The 284-nt window shown below is 68.7% G+C and carries 1 protein-coding gene; it reads right to left on the bottom strand.

All coding sequences use genetic code 11. From position 1 onward, the window contains the following. Positions 1 to 38 precede the first annotated feature (38 nt). A partial coding sequence (locus IH13_RS0126280) for an electron transfer flavoprotein subunit alpha/FixB family protein (protein WP_031088444.1) occupies positions 39 to 284 on the bottom strand: 246 nt, incomplete at its 5' end.

Here is a 284-nt window from a genome sequence, read left to right as displayed (position 1 = left end):
CCCGGGGCCGTTCGGAATCGGTGACGGCTTCCGCCGGATCAGCCCTTGCGGGAGTTGATCTCGTCGGTGAGCTGGGGGACGACGGCGAAGAGGTCGCCGACGACGCCGTAGTCGACGAGGTCGAAGATGGGGGCTTCGGCGTCCTTGTTGACCGCGACGATGGTCTTGGAGGTCTGCATGCCGGCGCGGTGCTGGATGGCGCCGGAGATGCCGGAGGCGATGTAGAGCTGGGGCGAGACGGACTTGCCGGTCTGGCCGACCTGGCTGGTGGGCGGGTACCAGCC

The organism is Streptomyces sp. NRRL WC-3549, from assembly GCF_000721935.1.
GTDB lineage: Bacteria > Actinomycetota > Actinomycetes > Streptomycetales > Streptomycetaceae > Streptomyces.
The sequence above is the reverse complement of the archived record's forward strand: the minus strand, read 5'-3'. Positions and strand labels throughout refer to the sequence as shown.